Here is a 16,761-nt window from a genome sequence, read left to right as displayed (position 1 = left end):
AAAACAGAAACTTATGAAAACCAGATTTTTAATTTTAATTGTAGCTTTAGGATTCACATCCTTTTTAAACGCGCAAGAAATAGCAGAAAATGCAATTGGTTTACGTCTAGGAGACGCTAATGGTTTAGGAGCTAGCATTACTTATCAACGCGCCATTTTAGAAAGCAACCGAATGGAATTGAATTTAGGATGGAGTAGCGATAGGGATTATAGCGGCATAAAGGCTGTAGGCTTATTTCAATGGGTAAAACCTATACAAGGAGACTTTAATTGGTATTTTGGAGCTGGTGCTGGTTTTGCCAGTTATAAATTTGATAAATACGACAACCACAAAGACGCTTTTGTTTTTGCAGCTGGAGATATTGGCGTAGAATATACATTTGACTTCCCTTTGCTTTTATCTTTAGACCTTAGACCTGAACTAGGTTTTGGAGATGGCGCTTATAATAACAACAACCTTGATATAGACGTAGGTATTAGTGCCAGATACACATTTTAATCACACGCTTTGATTGAAATTATTATTTAGGATTATTTTCACATAAAAATTTATGAAATACTACTTGTATTTATTATTATAAGTATCTCATGAAAATAAAATTATCCCTGATATTAATCTTAATACTACAAACTTTCTATATGAATGCAAAGCATATTATACCAGAATCTATTTTAAAAGAAGCTAATAAAGCTTTAGAGTATTTCCCGCAGTTACAAGAAACCAACATTGAGATTAAATTCAAAAAAAACATTAAAAAATCTACAATGCAAGCCAGACCTACATTTGGTAGTTTTTTTAGAGGAAGAAAAAACCGAAAATACATTATTCTAATTAGTGAATCGTTTAAAATTTCTAATCAAGTGTTTAAAACCAAAGATATCCCTTCTGATATATTAGTAGGTTGGATTGGCCATGAATTAGGGCATATTTTAGATTATCAAAAACGAAGTAAAATGAATTTAATTCGTTTTGGAATAAATTATTTATTTTCTGAAAATTCTATTGTAGAAGCAGAACGTGCAGCAGACACTTTTGCTGTTGCACAAGGCATGGAAAAGTACATTTTAAAAACGAAAAACTTTATTTTAAACCATGCAGATATAACGTTAAGCTATAAGAACCGAATAAAAAAATTCTATCTTTCTCCTGAGGAAATAATGATTTTAGTTGAAAACAGAGATAAAGCCCTAGTGAATTAATTCTTATTTACAAACGCTTCCCATTCTTTAAATTTCTCTTCTTTCATAACACGTTCCATTTTTACTTGTCCTCCTTTTTTCTTATTCAAACCATTCCATTCATAAAATACATCCGTAGCTACTACGACTACTTTAACCCCCTTTAACGCTTTACTTCTTGCAACCCTATAATTCTTATTCGCATTTTTTAAATATACATCTAACTGTTTGGCAATAGCTTTATTATCTGCATTTTTCAAATCAGACCCTAAATACCAAAAATGATAGAACTCACCATCGTCTCCTCTTTTGGCACAAATAGTATATTCCGGAATTGTTATTTGAAAGTCTTTTTCTAGGGCTTTCATCGCGTCATCCATTTTATTAACAGACAATTGAGAACCAACAGTATTTAAAAAGAATTTAGTACGACCAGTTATCTTAATTTCTGCTCGTTTTACATCAGTAAATTTTATGGTATCTCCAATCAAATAACGCCATGCACCACTAACTGTTGAAATAACAAGCACATAATCTTGGTTAATCTCTACTTCTGCTAGCGTAACAACTGGTGCATTTGAAACTAAAGAGCCAGATGCTGTTATATACTCTGGTTTAAAAGGGACAAACTCAAAATATATTCCAGAGTCTATATTTAACTGCATCGCATCTGTTTCTGGTCTAATTTGTGTTGCAATATATCCTTCGGAAGCCAAATAAGTATCAATAACAGTAACAGGTTTCCCCATTAAAGCATGAAAACTTTTACTATAAGGGCCAAAAGCTACCCCACCAGAAGTATACACTTGTAAGTTTGGCCAAATTTGATGGATATGCTCTAGATTATGATAGTCAATAACTTTTTTCAACATTAATTCTATCCATGAGGGGATACCACTTAAAGCACCAATATCCCAATCTCTAGCATTTTCTGCAATCTTTTGAACACGCTCATCCCAATCTGCAATCTTAGCAATATCTTCCCCAGGTTTATAATAACTTTTAAACCAAAACGGAATATTACTAGCGCTAATCCCACTAATCTCGCCTTCTAAATGATCGTTATTATCTTCTAAATCTGTTGAGCTACCAAGCATCATCATTTCTTTTTCAAAAAAATCTGCTGGCAAATCAAAGTTACTTAAAGCGAATACTTGTTTTATTCCAGATTGCCTAATCGCTTCTACCATTGCGTCTGTAACTGGAATTTTCTTACTAGTTTTCCCTGTGGTTCCAGAACTAAGTGCAAAATAAGATGTGCTTCCTGGCCAAGTTATATTTTCTTTTCCTTCTTGCAGTTTACACCACCATTCTTCGTTTATTTTATTGTAATCGAAAAAAGGTATATTTTGAGAATATGCTTTTTGAATATTTTCAGCATTAAGAATATCTGAAAATTTATAATGTGTACCAAATGCTGTTTCTTTCGCTGTATTTAGCAAATCTAACAAGACTTTTTTCTGAGATTCAATAGGATCTGGAGCAGTACTTAAAACATCTTTTAATGTAATTACACTTTTAATTATATTTCCTAAAATAGTCATTATATAGTTTTTTATTCATTAACAAAAATAGATGCTAATTAATAATACTATTAACTTATTCCCGCAAATAATTAACCCAAAAAAATTATGATATAAGACAACGATTTAATGTTCTTTGGTAAATGGCTTCGTATTGCGGAACAATATGATGAATATCAAATCTTTCCGCTTCCTTTTTAGCATTTGCCTTAAAGGTATTAAGTCTTTCTGAATCACTTAATACGTAGATTGCATTTTTAGACATTTCTTCTACATCACCAACATTACTCAAATACCCAGTTACTCCTTGCTTGTTCACTTCTGGTATACCTCCTGTATTACTAGATATTACAGGAACAGAAGACACCATTGCTTCTAAAGCTGCAAGACCAAAGCTTTCGGTTTCACTTGGGAGTAAAAACAAATCACTAAAACAAAGAATTTTATCTATTTCATTACTTTTACCAAAGAAAATCACCTTATCCGAAATGTTAAGCTTTTCACATAACAATTCTGCTTTTTCTTTATCAGGACCTTCTCCAACCAGCATTAATTTAGCAGGCATTTCTTTCTGAATATTATTGAATATTTTAATTACATCCGCAATTCTTTTTACTGGACGCAAATTACTAATATGCGTAATTATCTTTTCATCTTCAGTTGCCATCATATCTCTTTGGCAATCTGTAAATCCGTGATTATATTTTTTAACATCAATAAAATTGGTGACAACATCTATTTCCTTTTTAATATCGAATAAGCGTAAAGTATCTTCTTTTAAACTCTTAGAAACAGCAGTTACTGCATCCGATTTATTGATACTAAAAGTTACTGCTGGTTTATAAAAAGGATGTGAGCCAACAAGCGTAATATCTGTACCGTGCAGTGTGGTTACAATTGGTACGTAAATATTTTCATCTCGCAACATTTTTTGTGCCATATATGCTGCATAAGCATGTGGAATTGCATAATGCACGTGAAGCACTTCAATTTGATGTAGCTTCACCATATCTACTAATTTACTAGATAGTGCTAATTCGTAAGGTTGATAATGAAACAAAGGATATTCTGGTACATTTACTTCGTGATAATGTACATTATTACTTAATAATTCTAGACGAACAGGTTGGTTATAGGTAATAAAATGAATTTCATGACCACGTTTAGATAATTCTAAGCCTAGCTCAGTAGCTACTACGCCACTACCACCAAATGTTGGATAACAAACAATTCCTATTTTCATAAAATGAATTTATTCTAAATATTATAGACAAGAGCATCTAGAGAAGAGAAAAGGTTTTACTGCCATTTTCATTCTAATAGGTTTTGAATTTCTTTGTCTTCTTTCTATTTTTTAATCTATTATTGCATCATAAATAGCTGCTTGAATATTGGTTCTAATATCTTCTCGCAGCAATAAGTTTTTTCCTGCTTTAGGATAGGTTCTATTTGCTAAAAACACATATACGATTTCTTCTTCCGGATCTGCCCAAGCATAAGTTCCTGTAAATCCGGAATGCCCAAAACTCGTCATAGAAATACAACCACAAGTTGGTCCAGATTCTCCTAATTGAGGCTTATCGAAACCAATTCCTCTTCTATTATTATTATCACAAAAATAACAAGTGTTAAATTTGTCTATAGTTTCTGGTTTTAAATAACGTTTTCCACCATAAAAACCTTTTTGTAAATACATCTGCATGATTTTAGCTACATCATTAGCATTGCTAAAAACTCCTGCATGTCCTCCAACTCCACCTTGCATAGCTGCTCCCATATCATGCACATACCCTTGGATTTTTTGATATCTATAATAATCATCCTCTTCAGTTGGCGCAATGTTAATGTTACTAACCTTGTTGTTTGGATTGTACATGGTATAATTAGCTCCTAAAGACTCATAAAAATGATCTTTTACTAATTCATCTAAAGGTTTGTCGTAATGTTCCTCAATAAATTTCTTTAAAATGTAATATGGTAGATCACTATAGCGGTAACGCTTTCTAGTAAGCAAGTCGGTATCTTTAATTATTTCTTGAATAGAATCTTTATAATCTTTACGCATATACAATTCGTCTGCAACTTTAATACTGAATTCAGGATCGAAATGTTTTCTATAATATTTAGGGTCCGGACGTTTGGTAAGCGAATCTAATGTTGCATAATAAAAAGGAATCCAAGGTTTTAATCTAGCATAATGCGAAAGCATTGTTTTAATAGTTACATTCTTTTTATTAGACGTTTTATATTCCGGAAGCATCTCAGATAATTTGCTGTCTAACGAAACAATTCCTTGTTCTTCTAACTCCATCAACAATGGTAATGTTGCAAGGATTTTAGTTAATGAAGCTACATCGTAAATATCATTAAATTTTACTTTTTCAGCATTTTGATTATAGGTGTGTTTCCCAAAATTTTTATTGTAAATAACTTTTCCTTTTCTAGCGATAAGCAACTGAATTCCTGGTGTCATCCCTCCATTTACAGCATGGTTTGCAATAGAATCTATTTTTTTTAGTTTATTAGAACTCATGCCAACACGTTCTGGGATTGTGTACGATAAGCGACTTATTTCATTATACAAATCTCCTTGACCAACCACATAATCTACCCCTGCAGATACAGGTAAAGTTCCTTTTGCTGGTAATGCTCCAAAAATAATTTGCGCAGATTTTTGTTGTGCAATTTCGCTATTTTGATAGCTAACAACGACACTTTTAATATTGTTAATTGGATCAATGTCTAATAGCGCATAGGGTTTAACAAAAATATCTAGAATAACAGAATTGTTATTTGCTATTTCCTGAAGCCAAGCGCGTTCTTTTTCTGTGAACTTATAACTTTTCCAAGGGTTATCATTCGATCTATGCAAACCTATAATAACTGTGTTGTAAGGCTTTAATTTATTTAAAAGCGTCTCTATATTATCTGCTTTCACCTCATGAACGCGAGCGTATTTTTTAAGCTCATTATAAAAAACAGTTCCATCATCATCACCAAATTTTACATAAGCGATACTTTTAGTTTCTAGCTGTTGTAAAGGCAAAAGGCCAGCCTTATTTTCGGCAACTGTAATGGCGTTTTCTAAAAGCTCTTCATATAAAGCATCGTCTTTAATTCTATTTAAATCTGCAACTAAATTATTTGTTCCAATTGGAGAATAATTGTTTAAACCTACTTTATATTTTGCTTGCAGAATTTTTTTAACCGAGTGTGCTAAACGTGCTTCTGTTATTTTTCCAGATTGAAAAGCTTCCATGAATTTTAAAATTCCTTTTTCTGGGTCCTCCGACATAAGCATTACATCATTTCCAGCAAGAAAAGCCATTAAGTCTATTTCACCACCAGTGATTACATTTTTTGAGCTACTACCATCTAAAGATTTTTCGACATAATCTGCAGCACCTTTCATCGTTAAAGCGTCAGTAAATATTAAGCCTTTAAAACCTAAACGTTCTTTTAGAATATTGGTTACAATATGTTTTGATAAAGAAGAAGGAAACCCTTGTCGAGATTCTAAACTAGGCACATTTAAATGCGCCACCATAACACTAGATAATCCTTCTGTTATTAATTTTCGATATGGATATAATTCGATAGAATCTATTCGTTTTTCATCAAAAAGAACCGTAGGTAATGTTTTGTGTGAATCGCTTTCGGTATCTCCATGACCTGGGAAATGTTTTGCATTTGCTAAAACTCCTGCGCTTTGCATACCTTTCATAAAAGCCAAAGCTTTTTCGGTTACATTATCTCTATCTTCACCAAAAGAACGATTTCCTATAATAGGGTTTTTCGGATTGGTATTGATATCTACAACTGGAGCAAAATTAAAATGCACACCTAAACGCTTGCAATGTTCTCCAATTTGTCTTCCCGTTTGTTCTACTAACCATTTATCTTTAATTGCACCAAGTGTCATATTCCATGGAAATGCATAAGTAGAATCTAAACGCATACTCAAACCCCACTCTGCATCCATACCAACTAACAATGGTATTTTTGCTGCAGCTTGTAGTTCATTGTTTAATTTTGCTTGTCTAACAGGTCCACCATTAGAATAAATAACACCACCTATTTTTTGATTTTTAACAAGATCAACAACTTTAGCTTTGTTTTTTAAATCTTGATTAGAAAAAACCTGAACCATAAATAATTGACCAACCTTTTCCTTAAGTGTCAAAGTGTTATACAAACTATCTACCCATTTATTTTGGGAAACACCATCCCCTTTTAAAAGCGGATTAACCTCTTGTGCTTGGCTAAAAAAAGAATAGAAAATTATTGAAAGTAATATATAGTATGGACGCATAAAATTGTTTTACAAGTATAGCTTAAAAACTATGCCAAAATAACATTTTTAAAACGAAGTTTTACAGACTTTATGATAGATTTTAGAAGAATTATTAACTAGTTTATTAAAAGTGCATCCTTTTTAAGTATAATAATACAAAGAGTATTCAACTATAAGCAAGGTAAAACAAAAAATATCACACGTAAGTCTAGAAACTTTAATTATTTAGAATTTAAGAAAGCAAATTAAAGAAGCTATTCTAGCAGATCAATATGCCGGTCATGATATCCCAAAAGATACAATACACCATCTAACCCAATGCTAGATATAGAGCTTTGTGCATTATCTTTAACCGTCGGTTTTGCATGAAATGCAATACCTAAACCAGCTAAGTTTAACATTGGTAAATCGTTAGCCCCATCACCAACTGCAATGGTTTGACTAATATCTATACCCTCTTTTGTAGCAATTTCTCTAAGGTACTCCGCTTTTTTATTACCATCTACAATTTCACCAAGATAACCTCCTGTTAATACACCATCTTTTATCTCTAATTGATTGGCATACACATAATCCATTCCTAATTCTTTTTGTAGATAATGACCAAAATACGTAAAACCACCAGAAAGAATAGCTGTTTTGAACCCATACTTCTTTAAAGTATCAATTAGTCTTTTTGCTCCTTTTGTGATTGGTAAATTAACTGCAACATCCTGTAACACATCTTCACTTAGGCCTTTTAAAAGTTTCATGCGTTGTTTAAAACTTTCATTAAAGTCTATTTCTCCCTGCATTGCAGATTCTGTTATAGCTTTTACTTGATCTCCAACACCAGCAAGTTCTGCGAGCTTATCTATTACTTCTGCTTGTATTAGCGTGGAATCCATATCGAAACAAACCAAACGTCTGTTACGTCTATAAATATTGTCTTCTTGAAAGGCAATATCTACATCTAAATCATGAGAGATCTGCATAAATTTAGCAGTCAATTCTGGTTTATTATCAATTTTACCTCGAATAGATAACTGTATAGAAGCTCTAGGATACTCTTCTTCTTGCGTAAGTGAGATACGCCCCGTTAACCTTTTAATAGCATCAATATTTAAACCAATTTCTGAAATCACTTTAGTGACTTCCGAAATTTGTTCTGCAGCAAGTTTTTCTCCTAATATAGTAATGATGTAGCGATCTTTTCCTTGAAGGGAAACCCATTTTTCATAATCTTCTAAAGATATTGGGCTGAATTTGGCTGTTACACCTAGTTCGTATGCTTTAAAAAGCAAATCTTTTAAAACTGCTGCTGATTTTTTTTTAGAACCAATTTCAAACAAAAAACCTAAAGAAAGTGTGTCGTGTATATTTGCTTGACCGATATCTAGAATTTTAGCGCCATATTCTGCTAAAACACCTGTTAAACTTGAAGTTAATCCTGGTCTGTCTGGTCCAGAAATGTTTAATAAAAAAATCTCATTACTCATGCTTGCTTTTATTTGCTATACTTAATTTAAAAATCTGCTATGCCAACTTTCGCTAGCTGGAACCTCCCAGTTTTCTTTAAACTCAGCAACTGTATTTACTAAATTATTAAAGACTATAGTATTTTTAGAAACCGCTTTGTCTTTTGCCATTTTTCTGAAATCAGTTAAAGATTTATAAGCAATATACTCTCCTTGTTTGTAGGAGACATTCATTTTATCCATTAAATCTACGTTGTAATCTTTTTCTAATTGTTGGATAAATTGCACAGAAGCATCAATTGAACAACCAGTCGCAGCGTTCATGTTTTGGTTTAACCCGATAACTATAAATCGCTTATAAACAAGATTATATCCTGCCTGCAAATCTGCGCCGTGTGCCGCCCAATTTTCAACAAATATATTTAGCTTGTTAGAAATCTCTTCCATTTCTTGATCTGAAAAAGAACGATTTGCTTGGTAGATCCAAACGCGAGATTCTTCTGGTAATGTATTAAAGTCTACTAACATTTTTTAAATTAAGGATTATGAATTACAGAAAAGGTATTAATTACAAATTTTGCGAACTAGCAATTAACTCAGCAATATCCATCACTTTTATTTGTGCTTCTTTTTCTTTTACTTTCACACCATCAGACATCATAGTCATGCAATACGGGCAAGCCGTTGCTATAATATCTGGGTTTGTTTGTAAAGCATCTTCTGTTCGAAGCTCATTAATATCTTTATCTCCCTTTTCTGGCTCTTTAAACATTTGAGCGCCTCCTGCTCCACAACATAACGCTGTTGCTTTGCTACGTTTCATCTCTACGAGATTAGCGTTAAGAGCATTTAACACATCTCTTGGTGCATCGTATTCAGAATTTGCTCTACCTAGATAACAAGGATCATGAAAGGTTATTTGTTTTCCTTTATAGTCACTTTCTTTAACATCTAGCTTTCCAGAGCTAATTAATTCTTTTATAAACTGTGTGTGATGAATAACCTCGTACACACCACCCAGTCCTGGGTATTCGTTTTTTAAACAGTTAAAGGAGTGTGGGTCGCAAGTTACAATACGCTTCACTTCGTACATGTTAAGCACTTCAATATTCATCATGGCTTGCATTTGAAACAAAAACTCGTTTCCTGCTCGTTTTGCTAAATCTCCTGTAGCACTTTCTTCGGTACCTAATACTGCAAAATTAACGTTTGCTTTGTTTAATATTTTTACAAAGGCTTTCGTTATTTTTTTAGCTCTATCATCATAACTTCCAGCAGATCCAACCCAGAATAAAATATCTGGTGTTTTACCTTCTGCCATACACTCTGCCATTGTTGGTACGTTAAGTTGTTCGCTCATTATGTTGTAATTTTCGAAATTTAATTTTTAGTTTTTAACTGCGTTAGCGATAGAGGCATTGTTGAAGCTCTTTTTTATTTTTCTTAAAAAAAGCGACTGCCGAAAGCGCGACCCTTGTGGTAACGCCCAAATTAATCTACTCGTTTTTCCAGTTTAATCGGTCTTGTTGGTTATAAGGCCATGGTGCACCATTATTTTCAATATTGGTCATCATATTGTTTAATTCTGTTGGCGCTGCGCTTTGTTCCATTACCAAGTATCGACGCATTTCTATAATAATAGATAACGGATCTATACTTACAGGACAAGCTTCTAGACAGGCGTTACAACTGGTACATGCCCAGATTTCTTCGTTAGTAATATAATCGCCAAGCAGTTGTTTGCCATCATCGACAAACGTACCCTTATTAGTATCTATATTTTTACCCACTTCTTCTAGACGATCTCTAGTATCCATCATGATTTTTCTAGGTGAAAGCTTTTTTCCAGTAAGGTTTGCTGGACATTCGCTGGTACAGCGTCCGCATTCTGTACAGGTGTAAGAATTTAATAATTGTACCCAGGATAAATCTTGTACATCGCTTGCTCCAAATTTTGCTGGAACTTCGTCTTCTGCTCCTTCTGGAGCTGCCGCAAACGGGTCTGCGCTTGGATCCATCATCATCTTAACTTCGGTAGTTACAGATGCTAAATTGTTTAGTTCTCCTTTATTATTTACTCTACCATAATAGGTATTTGGAAAAGCCAAAAGGATATGTAAGTGTTTTGAAAAATACAGGTAGTTTAAGAATATAAGAATACCAACAATATGTAACCACCAAGCTGCTCTTTCAATGAAATGCACTGTGCTCTCTGCTATACCGGAAAACAAAGGTGCTATATATTGGCTAATAATATTTCCGGAATTTGCTTCTTGAAAAGTACCATCGGTTGCATTCATGACTAGAAATAAAGTCATTAAAACCATTTCGAAATACAGAATAAAGTTTCCATCACTTTTTGGCCAACCTTTCATTTCGTCTTTCCAGAAACGCGCTAATTTTATTACGTTTCTTCTTATCCAAAAAATGATTACTGCAACTAGAACTAAAATTGCTAGAATTTCGAAAGTACCAATTAAGAAACCATAAACTGCTTCTGGCAATACACTAGAAAAAATACGATGTGTACCGAAAAGCCCATCGATGATTATTTCTAAAACTTCAATATTTATAATTACAAATCCTACATAAACAACAACATGAAGAAACCCAGAAACTGGACGCTTTACCATTTTGCTTTGTCCTAAAGCGATGTTGATCATGTTTTTCATACGTAGTGACTTATTATCACTAACATCTACATCTTGCCCTAGTTTAATATTACGAACAAGTTTTTTTACATTTTTAGCAAAGTAACCAAAGCCTAAAATTAGGGCTATGGCAAAAATTATATTTGGTAAGTAATTCATGTAATGGTTGGTTTATTGTCTTTCGTCTTCTGGTTTCACGTAGCCTGCTTTATCTTTTTTTCCGAAGACAGAAACTTTTACATATCTGCTAGGGTTTAATTTAAAGTCTTGTAATAATTCTTGTAATTGTTGCGAAGCTACCTCCAAGTTATTGTATAGGTCATCGTCTGTAAGTAACTTACCAAGAGTACCTTCTCCTTTATCTAAATCTGCTAAAAGTGTATTTACATTAAGTAAGGTTTCATCTAAGGTTTTAACAGTTTTTGATAATTCTACATCTTTTAAATCTTCAGAAAGTGCACCTAAATCTTTACTTACTTTATCGAAATTAGAAAGCATAGAAGTAAGTGTTTCATCGTTTTTAGCAATTAAAGAGTTAAAGGAATACGATAACGTTTGAAAAGATTTTATGGTAGTGTTTAATTCTCCAATAGCATTTTTTAATCCTTTTTCTGTATCGTCTTTTACTAATTTATTTAGGCTTACAAGAAGGGAATCTGCAGATTCTAATGTACCATCTAATCCAGAACTTAATCCAGAAAAGTTACTTGTTAAGCTTTTTACAAGACCGTCTTCTACTTCAGACTGTAAGAAGTCTCCGTTTTTAGCAGGAACTCCTCCTTCTACTGGAATGATAGCCATTGCGTTTCCTCCCATTAATCCTAGTTCATAAAGGCGCATTTTACTTTCTTTAGAAAACTTTAAATCTTTATCGATGGTAAAAGCTACACGAGTTTTACCAGATTCGAAATCGTATTTAATACTATTTATCTTTCCTACATTATTTCCTTTAATGGTGACGGGAGATGAAGGCGTAAGTGCATTATAATCGAATTCTGTATAGAATTCATTTTTTTGTTGAAAGATGTTTATACCTTTTAAATAATTAATACCAATAATTAGGAATACAATTCCTAATATTACTAGTATGGCTGTTTTAATTTCTCTAGATAACTTCAATATAAATTGGATTGGTTATGAAACAAAATTAGAAATAAATTTATAAAGAATGGCTCTAATTAGCACTTGTTTTTAAGGCTTGGTCTAGAGTAATTTTTATTCCATCTTTAAAAGCAACTATAAAACAGGATGTATATCCTTTACTTTTTGCGTTTGCTTGTAAATTCTTAGCTTTAGTAAAGTCGGATGTATATCCATGAAAATATTTATAAAGAGCACCTTCTTTTTCTCTAGAAATAGCATCTAACCCTTTAAAATTATATGCCTTTGGAGCTAGTTTTCTTGAGCTAGCAGCAATTTGCACTTTAAAAACTACATTTTCAATAATTTGTTCTTTCTCATTAGTGACACTTGGAAATTCTTCCTGAGGAGTAAAAACAAATTCCCCTATATTTTGATCTAAAGTACCTTTATAGTCTAAAATAGCATTACTTATAGATTTAGAGATTTCTTGTTGTCCTTTAGAAGAATTTAAATATTTTCCTTCACTTGTATTTGTAATAAATCCAGTTTCAATAAGAACACTTGGCATGTATGTGTTGTGCAGCACCCAAAGGCTAATTTGTTTTACTCCTCTACTTTTTCTTTTTAATTTGTTTTGAAATCCTTTTTCTACTAAATCTGCCAACATAATACTTTGATCTACATATTCCTCCTGCATTAAAGTCAAGCCTATTAAAGATTCTGGAGCATTAGGATCGAAACCTTCATAATGTTTTTCGTAATTATCTTCTAAAAATATTACTTCATTTTCAGCTTTAGCAACATTAAAATTACGTTCTGTGTTACCAACACCTAATACATATGTCTCTGTTCCATGTGCTTGTGTGTGGTTTGCATTACAATGAATAGAAACAAATAAGTCTGCATCTGCATCATTAGCAATTTTTGCTCTTCCACGAAGTGTTACAAAGACATCGGTTTTTCTGGTATAAATAACTTTAATATTTTTATTACTCTCTAGATTTTTACCAACCTGCAAAGCAACTTTTAAAGCAATATCCTTTTCTGTATACCCATTTTTTGTTGGTCTTCCAGGATCATGCCCTCCATGACCAGCATCTATTACTACTACAAATTTTTCTGTTTGTTGTGCATATGTATTAGATATATTAACAAAAAACGTTAATACTATTATAAAAGATAAGAATTGTGATAATCTATTCGTTTGCATACAGATAATAACTATTTTAGGCTTGTATTATTTTAAATTGCTTAATATTAAATTAATCATAAAAAATATATGTAATTTTGGCAATTCAAAAACCGAGCCATACTTTTACAAAAATACATTAAAAGCGTTGCGTACAAATAAATTTCAAATACTTTTTGCTTTAAGTTTTACCATGTTTATTAACATGTTTGGCTTTGCACAAGACAGACCTAAATCTGGAGGAGAGATTGCACCTATAAAAAAAGGAGACACAATTGCAGTTAATGTAAACGATGTTTTACAGCCAAAAGAAGCGGTTTCTACATTGGAACTCACCGAAAAAGGCCAAGACTCTACAAAAAAAGACTCCGTTAAGCCTAAATCGGAATTCCTTACCGACATTGTTAGTTACAAAGCGAAAGACTATACTTCTTTTAATAAGAAAGAGCAAAAATTGTATTTATATAACGAAGCCGAAATTATTTATGGCGACATGGAAATTAAAGCAGGAATAATTGTAATCGATTATAGCAAAAATGAAGTATATGCAGGAAGGGTTAAAGATTCTCTAGGCGAATACACCCAACACCCTGTTTTTAAACAAGGCACACAAATTGTAGAACCAGATTCTATTCGTTTCAATATTGATACAGAAAAAGCTTTAATATTTAATTCTAGAACAGAACAAGCTGGCGGTTTTTTTGATAGTGAGGTCTCTAAAAAAGAAAACGACTCGGTGTATTTTGTACAAAACGCTAAATATACAACTTCAGAAAACCGGGAGGATCCAGAATATTATTTTCTGTTACGAAAAGCCAAAGTAGTTCCTGACGAAAAGGTTGCTACTGGATTAACTAATATGTTTATTTATGGAGTCCCTACTCCTATTGGATTGCCTTTTGCATATTTTCCATTGACAAAAAAACAGACTTCTGGTGTTATATTCCCTAGTTTTGGTGAGCAAAACTCTAGAGGATATTTTTTACAAAATGGCGGTTATTATTTTGCTTTAAGTGATTATTTAGATTTAGCAGTACTTGGTGATTATTACACCAATGGTAGTTATGGTTTACGATTAGAAAGCAAATATAATGTTCGCTACAAGTTTAACGGTAATCTTGGTTTTAGATATGAAAATCTAATTACTAGCGAACGTGGTTTTTCAGATTACTCAAAAAGTACCATATACAATATACGTTGGTCACACAGTCAAGACACAAAAGCTAGTCCAAATTCACGTTTCTCTGCATCCGTAAACCTAGGAAGTAGCACCTATTATCAAAACTCGATAAATCAAGTAAACGTTGCCAATTTTTTAAACAATACGTTGTCTTCTTCTATCTCCTATTCTAAAACATTTCAAGGCGAACCACAAGTAAATTTTAGTGCTACTGCAACTCATTCTCAAAACACAAATACAGAGAGCATAACAATGACACTTCCTACTATACAAACAAGTGTTAGTAGAATTTTTCCATTTGCAAGCGAAACTGGAACCAAAAAAGGAATTATACAAAATATAAACTTTCAGTATAATTTAAGTGCAGAAAATAGAATTACTACAACAGATTCTCTTTTCTTTAAAAAAGCAATGTGGGACGATGCAAAAAGTGGTATTCAGCATAGCATTCCTTTGTCTACAAACTTCAAACTTTTCAAATATTTTAGTTTAAGTGCTAGTACCAATTATGAAGAAAACTGGACGTTTAAAACTATAGACAAATATTACGATACGGATTTAGAAGAAGAAGTTGAAATAGAAAAAAGTGGTTTTGATGCTTTTAGAACTTACAATTTTAGCACAAGTTTAGGAACCACACTTTACGGAATGTTTAATTTTGAAAAAGAAGGAGAAGATAGAAAATTAAAAGCCATTAGGCATGTTATGCGTCCTTCGGTAAGCTATAATATTAACCCTTCTTTTGATAGGTATTGGGATTCTTATGAAGTTGTTACAGCAGATGGAGAAGTTGCTGAAGAAGTAGAAACTGTAGATTTTACACGTTTTGAAGATAATATTTATGGTTCTCCAAGTCAAACTTTTTCCAGTTCTTTAGGGTTAAATCTTTCTAATAATTTTGAAGCTAAAGTAAGAGATAAAGATAGTACTGCAACCGAAGCAAAAAAAATCATTTTATTAAATAATTTAAATTTTTCCACCTCATATAATTTTGCTGGAGATTCACTACAGTGGAGTCCTTTACGTGTAAGTGGTGGAACACAAATACTGGATGATAAAATGTCTATTAACTTTGGAGCTGTATTAGACCCTTATGCTTTAGATAATAATAACAGTAAAATAGATACTTACAATGTAAATAATGGAGGAAGCTTATTTAGACTTACAAGCGCAAACCTAACCATGAATTATACATTAAATAGTAAAACTTTTAGTGGTGATAACGACGAAAGTAGAGAAAACAGCAGAGAAGAAAATTTACGTAGTGGTGGACGAGCAGATGATTTATTTGGTGTTAATCAAGATTTTGCAGACCAAAGATTAAACAACAATGAGCAAGAAGAAAAAAAACCTAGTGAATTTTATAATTATAAAATACCTTGGAGTTTACGTCTTGCATACGCTGTAAACTACTCGAATGCTGCAAGACAAAATGAAATATCATCGCATTCGCTAATGTTTTCTGGAGATATTGAATTTGCTCCAAGGTGGTCTGTTGGAGCATCTTCTGGTTACGATTTAAAAAATCAAGGTTTCACCTATACACAGTTGCGTTTTGAACGGGATTTATTAAGTTGGCGAATGAACTTTTCATGGGTACCGTTTAGTACAAGAAGTTCTTGGAATTTCTTTATAGGAATTAAATCTAGTATTTTAAAAGATATCAAGTACGAAAAACGTAGACAGCCTGATGATCAACTTTAGGTTTTAATAAAATAGTTATGATTATTAAGTTATTTATACAACTTAATAATTAGTAATTGAATAACTTTATAATCATGAAAAAAATAATCACTACACCAAACGCACCAGCACCTATTGGTCCATACAATCAAGCTGTACTTTCTGGAAACACCTTATATACATCTGGACAAATTGCTTTACATCCAGAAACAGGAGAATTAGTTTTAGACGACATTAAAACTGAAACCAAACAAGTTATGGAAAATATGAAAGCCGTGCTTGCTGCTGCAAACATGACTTTCGATAATGTTATAAAGACATCTATTTTTATTAGCGATATGCACAACTTTGCTCCAATAAATGAAGTATATGGTCAATATTTTAATGATAGCTCTGCTCCTGCTAGAGAAACTGTTGAAGTTGCTAACTTACCAAAATTTGTAAATGTAGAGATTAGCTGTATAGCTGTTATTTAAATTTTACATTTTTAAATACCATTAAAACCCCCAAATAGCAATCAAA

Annotated in this window: 13 protein-coding genes; 4 read left to right on the top strand and 9 right to left on the bottom strand. The window is 32.4% G+C overall.

Features of this window, described 5'->3' with window-relative positions:
• Positions 1-13 precede the first annotated feature (13 nt).
• Entirely contained in the window at positions 14-499 is a 486-nt protein-coding gene (locus Q4512_RS13975; protein ID WP_303425755.1) for a hypothetical protein, read from the top strand.
• A 140-nt stretch (positions 500-639) separates the two neighbouring features.
• On the top strand, positions 640-1,200 hold the full coding sequence (locus tag Q4512_RS13970; protein WP_303425754.1) for a hypothetical protein: 561 nt from the start codon (positions 640-642) through the stop codon (positions 1,198-1,200).
• Here Q4512_RS13970 and Q4512_RS13965 read toward each other — a convergent pair.
• From Q4512_RS13965 to Q4512_RS13925, 9 genes are all read right to left on the bottom strand, one after another.
• The gene (locus tag Q4512_RS13965) at positions 1,197-2,723 is read right to left on the bottom strand and encodes a GH3 auxin-responsive promoter family protein (RefSeq protein WP_303425753.1); all 1,527 of its coding nucleotides are present in this window, start codon (positions 2,721-2,723) and stop codon (positions 1,197-1,199) included. The two genes, Q4512_RS13970 and Q4512_RS13965, sit on opposite strands and share 4 nt — an antisense overlap.
• A gap of 85 nt (positions 2,724-2,808) precedes the next feature.
• The gene (bshA, locus tag Q4512_RS13960) at positions 2,809-3,945 is read right to left on the bottom strand and encodes an N-acetyl-alpha-D-glucosaminyl L-malate synthase BshA (RefSeq protein ID WP_303425751.1); all 1,137 of its coding nucleotides are present in this window, start codon (positions 3,943-3,945) and stop codon (positions 2,809-2,811) included.
• 111 nt (positions 3,946-4,056) lie between these two features.
• Positions 4,057-7,014: a glycoside hydrolase family 3 N-terminal domain-containing protein gene (locus tag Q4512_RS13955; RefSeq protein ID WP_303425749.1), complete on the bottom strand. Its 2,958-nt coding sequence runs from the start codon at positions 7,012-7,014 to the stop codon at positions 4,057-4,059.
• Between the two features lie 236 nt (positions 7,015-7,250).
• Positions 7,251-8,474 (bottom strand): phosphoserine phosphatase SerB, encoded by a 1,224-nt coding sequence (gene serB, locus Q4512_RS13950; RefSeq protein ID WP_303425748.1) that lies wholly within the window; start codon positions 8,472-8,474, stop codon positions 7,251-7,253.
• 21 nt (positions 8,475-8,495) lie between these two features.
• A complete protein-coding gene (locus Q4512_RS13945; RefSeq protein WP_303425746.1) occupies positions 8,496-8,981 on the bottom strand; it encodes an ABC transporter ATPase in 486 nt (161 codons plus the stop codon).
• 40 nt (positions 8,982-9,021) lie between these two features.
• The gene (locus Q4512_RS13940) at positions 9,022-9,813 is read right to left on the bottom strand and encodes a (Fe-S)-binding protein (RefSeq protein ID WP_303425744.1); all 792 of its coding nucleotides are present in this window, start codon (positions 9,811-9,813) and stop codon (positions 9,022-9,024) included.
• A 136-nt stretch (positions 9,814-9,949) separates the two neighbouring features.
• Entirely contained in the window at positions 9,950-11,263 is a 1,314-nt protein-coding gene (locus Q4512_RS13935; protein ID WP_303425743.1) for a (Fe-S)-binding protein, read from the bottom strand.
• A 12-nt stretch (positions 11,264-11,275) separates the two neighbouring features.
• The gene (locus Q4512_RS13930; RefSeq protein ID WP_303425742.1) at positions 11,276-12,223 is read right to left on the bottom strand and encodes an MlaD family protein; all 948 of its coding nucleotides are present in this window, start codon (positions 12,221-12,223) and stop codon (positions 11,276-11,278) included.
• A gap of 55 nt (positions 12,224-12,278) precedes the next feature.
• Entirely contained in the window at positions 12,279-13,397 is a 1,119-nt protein-coding gene (locus Q4512_RS13925) for an N-acetylmuramoyl-L-alanine amidase (RefSeq protein WP_303425741.1), read from the bottom strand.
• 127 nt (positions 13,398-13,524) lie between these two features.
• Between Q4512_RS13925 and Q4512_RS13920 the strand changes: the two genes are divergently transcribed.
• The gene (locus tag Q4512_RS13920; protein WP_303425739.1) at positions 13,525-16,260 is read left to right on the top strand and encodes a putative LPS assembly protein LptD; all 2,736 of its coding nucleotides are present in this window, start codon (positions 13,525-13,527) and stop codon (positions 16,258-16,260) included.
• 74 nt (positions 16,261-16,334) lie between these two features.
• Positions 16,335-16,715 carry a RidA family protein gene (locus Q4512_RS13915; RefSeq protein WP_303425738.1) on the top strand — a complete coding sequence of 127 codons (381 nt, stop codon included), beginning with the start codon at positions 16,335-16,337 and terminating at the stop codon, positions 16,713-16,715.
• The last annotated feature ends 46 nt before the right edge of the window (positions 16,716-16,761 follow it).

It is taken from the genome of Oceanihabitans sp. 2_MG-2023 (assembly GCF_030547245.1).
Classification (GTDB): Bacteria; Bacteroidota; Bacteroidia; order Flavobacteriales; family Flavobacteriaceae; genus Oceanihabitans.
Note: the sequence above shows the minus strand (reverse complement) of the source record. Positions and strands in the feature narration are given on the sequence as shown.